Here is a 1,646-nt window from a genome sequence, read left to right on the forward strand (position 1 = left end):
AATTGGCGATGGCAGCCGTGGCAATGACAACGGTGGCGTAGCTAAAGAAAGTGGTCTATATACTGGTGCTGCTTTAGGTATCGAGCTGACTCCTTCTACTCAGTTCCAAGTAGAGTATGGCGTATCAAACACTAATGGTGAAGCGTCTGAAGATTCTGCAGATGCTGGTATTAACCGTTTTGACGTTGAACAAACGATGATCTCTGGTAACTTCTTAATCGGTACTGAAGAATTTACTGGTTATACTGATAGCGCGTTCAAACCATATGTATTAGTTGGTGCTGGTCAATCTAAAATTGAAGTAGAAAACCAAGAAACTTATAATGAAGAACAAGGTTCTTCTGTAGGTGAAGTTCCAGCTGGTACTGAAGTATCATCATCAAAAGATACTATCGGTAACCTAGGTCTAGGTGCTATGTATCGCATCAACGACGCGCTAAGCCTACGTGGTGAAGCTCGTGCGATTCACAACTTTGATAACAACTGGTGGGAAGGCATGGCATTGGCCGGTCTAGAAGTTGTACTTGGTGGCCATTTATCACCAACAGTAGCTGTACCACCACAAGTTGAGCCAGAAGTGTCTGTTCCACCAGTAGTAGTGGTTGAGCAAGATGTTGATTCAGACGGCGACGGTGTACCTGATAGCATCGACGAATGCCCAGGCACTCCTATGAACGTCGTAGTTGATGAGCGCGGTTGCCCAGTAGCAGTAGATATTACTGATGAGCTAAAAATGGAGCTACGTGTATTCTTTGATAACGACAAATCAGCTATCAAAGACCAGTACAAAACTGAAATCGCTAAAGTAGCAGAGAAGATGCGTGAGTATCCTAACTCTAGCGCTCGCGTAGAAGGTCATGCTTCTAAAACTGGTCCTTCAGCACGTTACAACCAACGTCTATCTGAAGCTCGTGCTGTGGCTGTGAAATCTATGTTGACTAACGAATTTGGTATCGCTCCAAACCGTCTATCAACAGTTGGTTACGGTTATGACCGCCCAATCGCACCAAACGATACTGAAGAAGGTCGTGCAATGAACCGTCGTGTTTATGCCATCATCACTGGTGACAAAACAATGACTGTTGAACAAACTAAAGACATGGTTATTCAATAATATATAGCCAATTAGTTATGTTCTAGATTGTATAGTTACAAAAAAAGCTGCCTATTAGGTGGCTTTTTTTTGTTTATACTGTGAGATAAATAACTTATTGCATAAATTTATAATCTAATAATGTTATACTAGCCGCCCAAACACTTTGTAAATTGACAAAGTGTACATTAGCATAGCTATCTGTATGATGGATTTATCAGTAGAAAATCTTACTTTGCCAGTATTTTTTATTTCACTACCCCTCTTGCGTAGTCACTCTATAGTAAAGTAAAAACAACTATCTGCTTTATGATAAAAGATTCTCCAGCGGCGCTTACTGCTACTGCATTTTATTAAGACGAAACGAGCATTTTATATGGCGAACGATATCAAACACCTGCGTAATATTGCAATTATTGCCCACGTTGATCATGGTAAAACAACTCTAGTTGATAAACTATTACATCAATCTGGTACTTTTGGCGATCGTGCAAACATTGCTGAACGTGCAATGGATTCAGGTGATATTGAGCAAGAACGTGGTATTACTATT

2 protein-coding genes are annotated in these 1,646 nt (G+C 40.6%); both read left to right on the top strand.

Annotation, left to right across the window (positions count from 1 at the left end):
* On the top strand, positions 1-1,114 hold a 1,114-nt coding region (locus ACS8FD_RS13925; protein ID WP_439276308.1), incomplete at its 5' end, for an OmpA family protein.
* Positions 1,115-1,469: 355 nt separating this feature from the next.
* On the top strand, positions 1,470-1,646 hold a 177-nt coding region (locus ACS8FD_RS13930; protein ID WP_439276309.1), incomplete at its 3' end, for a GTP-binding protein.

This window comes from Psychrobacter sp. 1U2 (assembly GCF_051847575.1).